Source organism: Kitasatospora sp. NPDC056273 (assembly GCF_042268845.1).
In the GTDB taxonomy this organism is placed as follows: Bacteria; Actinomycetota; Actinomycetes; order Streptomycetales; family Streptomycetaceae; genus Kitasatospora.
Genome location: NZ_JBHJSJ010000059.1, coordinates 47,690 through 53,862, shown reverse-complemented (window position 1 = coordinate 53,862; position 6,173 = coordinate 47,690). Strand labels below are relative to the sequence as shown.

Sequence of the window (6,173 nt, the reverse complement as noted above, 5' to 3'; positions counted from 1 at the left end):
GCCCCGGACTTCCGGGGGCGGGCGGCCTCTCGCGTCCGTGCCTCAGACGCCCGCGGCCGACACCGGTTCGGGCCTCGGCGCCGGTTCGCGCGGGCCCGGGGCGGGGGCCGGGAAGCGGCGGTCCAGCGCCCGGACCACCCGGCGGCCGAGGCGCTGGAACGGGATCTCGACCAGCCGGTACGACAGGTAGGAGAGCACCACGAGCGCCCCCAGGTAGCCGAGGGTGAGCGCGGCCTGCCCCGTCGGCCCGACGATCGGCGGGTAGCCCTGGAGCCTCCAGCCGACGAAGTACATCAGCGGCCCGTGCAGCAGGTAGACCGAGAAGCTGATCGTGCCGAGCCCGCTCAGCCAGCGCGGGAAGCGGCGGCGGCGCAGCAGCATGGCCGTCGCGAACAGGGCCCAGGCGGCCAGGTAGGCGAGGGAGAAGGACTGCCACGAAGGGGTCCAGGTGTGCCAGAGCGCGGTGTCCCGGTTGTACAGGTAGCCGACCGTGACGCCGGCGACGACCACGAAGGCGCAGCAGAGCAGGGCCGGGAGCCGGTCGAGCAGGCCGTGCTCCAGCCGGTACAGCACGGTGCCGGCGAACATCGTCGCGAAGATCAGCATGGTCTCGAAGCCGGTGCTCCGGTTGTTCACCGTGATCAGGACCAGGCCCAGGCCGCCGAGCAGCAGCGCGCCCCAACGGGTCAGGTCCGGGCGGGCGGTGGCGATGCACGCCATCGCCATCAGCACCACGATCCCGGCCACCGCCACCAGGTGCCTGGTGGCCGCCAGGTCCACCGAGATCCCGCCGATCGGCAGCCAGGTGCCGAGCACCAGGGCGACGGACGCGAAGCCGACCGCGATCGGCGCGCTGTTCCGGTGCCACCCCCGCACGAACAGCGCGCACACGAAGTAGTAGAAGACCATCTCGTAGGTGAGCGACCACATCACGCCGATGGCGCTGGGCACCCCCACCAGGTCCTGGAGCAGCAGGCCGTTGGCGGCGAGCGACAGCACCGGGTGGTCGAAGGGGAAGCTCTGGACGATCTGGCCGCCGCGGGGCAGCACCAGCAGGCTCACCACGATCGTGACGGCCACCGCGGGGTAGATGCGGAAGAGCCGTCCGGTCCAGAACGCCCGGACGTCGCCGCGCCGTTCCAGCGACGCCGGGATGATGTACCCGCTGACCAGGAAGAACAGCATCACGCCGAAGAAGCCGAGGTCCAGCTGGCGCGGCACCCGGTCCGCGTGGGGGATCTTGCCGAGCAGTCCGAAGTGGTGCATGGCGACGGCGAGGGCGGCGACGCCGCGCAGCGCGTCGAGCCAGCCGAGCCTGGCGGAGGCGGGCGGTTCCGGCGGCGACTTCGACGGCTCCGGCGGTGACGCCGGGGCCGACCTGGGCTTCACGAGCTTCACAGGCGGAGGCTAGCCGAGCAGGTCCGGCCGGACGGCGCGCAAGCCGTCCGGCACCCTTCCGGCGGTGCGTTCGCATCCGGAGAACGGACGTTCACCGGCACATCCGTGCACATCGGGTACACATGGACGGTGACATCCCAGCTCTTCCCGACCGACGTCCAGCAGTCGCTGGACCTCGTCGGCATCTTCGTCTTCGCCCTCTCCGGGGGCCTGCTCGCCGTCCGCAAGAACATGGACATCTTCGGCATCTGTGTGCTGGCGGAGGTCACCGCCCTCGGCGGCGGCGTGATGCGCGACCTGGTGATCGGCGCGACGCCGGTCGCCGCGTTCACCAACCTCGGCTACTTCGTGACCCCGCTGGGCGCCGCCCTGGTGGTGTTCTTCCTGCACCCGGAGGTCGAGCGGATCAACCGGGCGGTGCAGACCCTGGACGCCCTCGGGCTCGGGCTGTTCTGCGTGACCGGCACCGCCAAGGCCCACGACTTCGGACTCGGCGCCGTCGCCGCGATCGCGCTCGGCATGGTGACCGCGGCCGGCGGCGGCGTGATCCGCGACATACTCGCCGGGGAGATCCCCTCGCTGCTGCGCTGGGACCGGGAGATCTACGCCGTCCCCGCCCTGGTCGGCGCCACCGTCGTCGCCCTGCTGATCGCCACCGACCGGCTCACCGGCGTGACCGGCACCGCCGCCGCGCTCACCGCCTTCGGGCTGCGGATGCTCGCCCTGAAGTACGGCTGGCGTGCCCCGCGGGCCTGGCACCGCAACGGTTCTCGCACCAGCGAGGAGTAGGCGAGCCGCCGTACGCGAGCGAGATCGCCTCGGCCGTGCAGAGCAGTTCCGGCACCATCCTGGCCAGTTCGGCCGGCGGAACCTCGCTCGCCGGGGCGCTCAGCGCGCAGGCCGCGACCGTCCGCCCGCCGCTGCCCGCGACCGGCGCGGCCACGCAGGTCACCGGCTCCCGGTGCTCGCGCGACTCGGCCGCCCAGCCCCGGCGGCGCACCGCCGCCAGCTCGGGCTCCGCGCGGGCGTCGTCCGCGGACAGCCCGGCGAGCAGCACCCGGCCGACCGCCGTCCCGTCGACCGGGGCCCGGCGCCCGATCCGGGACGGCTCCGCGCCCGGCGGCCCGGCCACCTCGTCCAGGTAGAGCACCTCGCCGTCGTGCAGCACGGCGAGCCGGACGGTGTAGCCGCAGCGGGCGTTGAGCGCGGCCAGGTACGGCGCGGCGACCTGCCGGACGTCGAAGTCCTCCAGCGCGCGGTGGGCCAGCGAGAGCACCCGGCCGCCGATCCGGTAGCGCAGGTCCGGCTGGCGGCGGGCGAAGCCGTGCTCCTCCAGGGTGCGCAGCAGCCGCAGGGCGGTGGACTTGTGCACCCCGAGGCTGCTGGCGGCCTGCTCCAGCGAGAGCGGTGCGTCGCCGAGCGCGTCGAGCAGGGTCAGCGCGCGGTCGACCGACTGCGACATGGCGTTCCCCGTGGATCCGGCTGACTGGTGGCGTCAGGCTAACCGCTGGGTGGCTCAGTGGTACAAACCAGTACCGGACGCGGCCGTCCGGCCGTGGTGCGTCCGGCCCGTGCGGGCGGTGGCTGGATCGGTGCCCCGGGCCGGAACCCCGCCCCGTGCGGCGCTCTACAATCGGATGGTTATGCCATACCTGGACCATGCGGCGACCACGCCGATGCTGCCCGAGGCGATCGCCGCGATGACGGCGCACCTGGGGGTGGTCGGCAACGCCTCGGCCCTGCACGCGGCCGGCCGCCGGGCCCGCCGGGTGGTCGAGGAGTCCCGGGAGTCGCTGGCCGAGTCCCTGGGCGCCCGCCCCAGCGAGATCGTGCTCACCGGCGGCGGCACCGAGTCCGACAACCTCGCGGTCAAGGGCCTGTACTGGGCCCGCCGGGACGCCGACCCGGCCCGCACCCGGGTGCTGTGCAGCCCGGTCGAGCACCACGCGGTGCTCGACGCGGTGCACTGGCTCTCCGAGCACGAGGGCGCCGCCGTCGAGTACCTGCCGGTCGACGAGCACGGCCGGGTGCACCCCGAGGCGCTGCGGTCCGCGATCGAACGCGACCCGGCGTCGGTGGCGCTGGTCACCGTGATGTGGGCCAACAACGAGGTCGGCACCGTCCAGCCGGTCCGCGAACTGACCGCCGTGGCGGCCGAGTACGGCATCCCCGTGCACGCCGACGCGGTGCAGGCACTCGGTCAGGTCCCGGTCTCCTTCGCCGAATCCGGCCTCACCGCGCTCACCGTCACCGGACACAAGATCGGCGGCCCGTTCGGCATCGGCGCGCTGCTGCTCTCCCGGGGCGCCGCGCCCGTACCGCTGCTGCACGGCGGCGGGCAGGAGCGCGACGTGCGCTCCGGCACCCTGGACGCCCCCGGCGCGGCCGGCTTCGCGGCCGCCGCCGCGATCGCCGTCGAACGGCGGGCCGAGCACACCGTCACGCTGGGCGCGCTGCGGGACGAACTGGTGGCCTCGGTGCTGGACGCCGTCCCCGACGCGATCCTCAACGGCGACCCGTCCGCGGCCGGGCGGCTGCCCGCCAACGCGCACTTCTCCTTCCCCGGCTGCGAGGGCGACGCCCTGCTGATGCTGCTGGACGCCCAGGGCATCGAGTGCTCGACCGGCTCCGCCTGCTCCGCCGGGGTGCCGCAACCCAGCCACGTGCTGCTCGCGATGGGCGTCGACCCGCTGCTGGCGCGCGCGTCGCTGCGGTTCTCGCTCGGCCACACCTCGGTGCGGGAGGACGTGACGGCGCTGGCGGCGGCCATCGGGCCGGCGGTGCAGCGGGCGCGCAACGCCGGGCTGGCCTCCGTCCGGCGCTGAATCCCGGCCGTACGGCGCCGGTCCTGGCCGTCCGGCGCTGATCCCGGCCGTGCGGCGCCGTTCCCGGCCGTCCGGCGCTGATCCCGTCTTCCGGGAACAGCCGGGCCACCCCGTACCCTTGTTGCCATCATGACTGACTTCCCGGGTGCCCCGACCACTCCGTCCACCGGCCGTCTGCGCGTGCTCGCGGCGATGTCCGGCGGAGTCGACTCCGCCGTCGCCGCCGCCCGCGCCGTCGAAGCCGGACACGAGGTGACCGGCGTCCACCTGGCGCTGTCCAGCAACCCGCAGTCCTTCCGGACCGGCGCGCGCGGCTGCTGCACCATCGAGGACTCCCGGGACGCCTGGCGGGCGGCCGACGTGATCGGCATCCCCTTCTACGTCTGGGACCTCGCCGAGCGCTTCCGCGAGGACGTCATCGACGACTTCGTCGCCGAGTACGCGGCCGGGCGCACGCCCAACCCGTGCCTGCGCTGCAACGAGAAGATCAAGTTCGCGGCGCTGCTGGACAAGGCCGTCGCCCTCGGCTTCGACGCCGTCTGCACCGGCCACTACGCCCGGATCGTCGACCTGCCCTCCGGTGCCCGCGAACTGCACCGGGCCGTCGACTCCGCCAAGGACCAGTCCTACGTCCTCGGCGTCCTCGACGCCGACCAGCTCGCCCACTCGCTCTTCCCGCTCGGTGACACCACCAAGGAGGAGATCCGGGCCGAGGCCGAGCGCCGCGGCCTGGCCGTCGCCAAGAAGCCCGACAGCCACGACATCTGCTTCATCGCCGACGGCGACACCCAGGGCTTCCTCGCCAAGCACCTCGGCACCGCGCCCGGCGACATCCTCGACGCCGACGGCACCAAGCTCGGCGAGCACGACGGCGCGTACGGCTTCACCATCGGCCAGCGCAAGGGCCTGCGGATCGGCCGCCCGGCCGCCGACGGCAAGCCGCGCTACGTCCTGGACATCTCCCCGGTGAACAACACCGTGACGGTCGGCCCGGTCGAGGGCCTCGACGTCACCGGGCTGACCGCCATCCGCCCCCGCTGGTGCGGCACCGAGCCCCTCGCCGACGGGCGCTACACCGCCCAGCTCCGCGCCCACGGCGAGGAGGTGCCGGTGAGCGCCTCGGTCGTCGACGGCGAACTGCGGGTGCGGCTGGACACCCCGGTGCGCGGCATCGCCCCCGGCCAGGCCGTGGTCCTCTACGACGGCACCCGCGTCGTCGGCTCCGCCACCATCGCCACCACCGAGCGCCCGGCCGTCACCGCCTGAGCGGCCGCGGCCGGCGGCCGGGCCTCCTGTCCACGCAGAGGCCCGGCTGGATCCCGGTGTCGGCAGGCCGACCGGCAGCGGGTGAGATGTCGGCCCGGTCGGCCATAGTGGACGGCATGACCTTCTACGAGCAGCACCGCGAGTTCATCGAGGAGCTGGAGCGGATCACCCCGGAAGGCGTCCGGATCGAATGGTCCGGAGACACGCTGATCATGCAGGCGTCGCCGTCCAACATCCATCAGCTCAACGTGGCCCAGGTGCGCAGGCAGTTCGAGCAGCACGCTCCTGACGGCTACCTTCCCAGCGAGCGGAGCGAGATCGTCAGCCCGGACGTCTCCAAGGGGCGTGAGCCGGACCTGACCTACCTCCCCCTCGACGTCCTCTCCCAGCCGGGTAACAAAGCCCCTGCCGCCGAAGCCCTGATCGCCGTGGAGATCGTCTCGCCGTCCAACCCGGGCAACGACTGGATGGACAAGCTGCACGACTACGCCGTGATGCGCATCCCGCTGTACCTGATCGTGGACCCGCGCCAGCAGACGGTGACGCTGTTCTCCGAGCCGAACCACGACCGCTACCACACCCGCAGCGACCGGAAGTTCGGCGACGCGATCACCATCCCGGAGCCCTTCGGCTTCAGCCTGAGCCTGTCGAAGCTCGTGCCGTACACCGAGTAATGGCGGTGAG

General features: G+C 73.3%; 6 protein-coding genes. 4 read left to right on the top strand and 2 right to left on the bottom strand.

The genetic code is table 11. The features are described from left to right. Positions 1–42 precede the first annotated feature (42 nt). Positions 43–1,398, bottom strand: coding sequence for an acyltransferase family protein (locus ACFCY1_RS34755; RefSeq protein ID WP_375877167.1), 1,356 nt, complete (start codon positions 1,396–1,398; stop codon positions 43–45). Between the two features lie 129 nt (positions 1,399–1,527). Here ACFCY1_RS34755 and ACFCY1_RS34750 point away from each other — a divergent pair, with 129 nt between their 5' ends. Beyond that, entirely contained in the window at positions 1,528–2,187 is a 660-nt protein-coding gene (locus tag ACFCY1_RS34750) for a trimeric intracellular cation channel family protein (protein WP_049660599.1), read from the top strand. Here the strand turns inward: ACFCY1_RS34750 and ACFCY1_RS34745 are convergent. Then, a complete protein-coding gene (locus ACFCY1_RS34745; protein ID WP_074001489.1) occupies positions 2,093–2,860 on the bottom strand; it encodes an IclR family transcriptional regulator in 768 nt (255 codons plus the stop codon). The genes ACFCY1_RS34750 and ACFCY1_RS34745 overlap by 95 nt on opposite strands. 181 nt (positions 2,861–3,041) lie before the next feature. Here ACFCY1_RS34745 and ACFCY1_RS34740 point away from each other — a divergent pair, with 181 nt between their 5' ends. From ACFCY1_RS34740 to ACFCY1_RS34730, 3 genes are all read left to right on the top strand, one after another. After that, positions 3,042–4,223, top strand: coding sequence for a cysteine desulfurase family protein (locus ACFCY1_RS34740; protein ID WP_074001490.1), 1,182 nt, complete (start codon positions 3,042–3,044; stop codon positions 4,221–4,223). Between the two features lie 129 nt (positions 4,224–4,352). Continuing rightward, positions 4,353–5,489, top strand: coding sequence for a tRNA 2-thiouridine(34) synthase MnmA (mnmA, locus tag ACFCY1_RS34735; RefSeq protein ID WP_049658857.1), 1,137 nt, complete (start codon positions 4,353–4,355; stop codon positions 5,487–5,489). Between the two features lie 116 nt (positions 5,490–5,605). After that, positions 5,606–6,163: a Uma2 family endonuclease gene (locus tag ACFCY1_RS34730; protein WP_049658858.1), complete on the top strand. Its 558-nt coding sequence runs from the start codon at positions 5,606–5,608 to the stop codon at positions 6,161–6,163. The last annotated feature ends 10 nt before the right edge of the window (positions 6,164–6,173 follow it).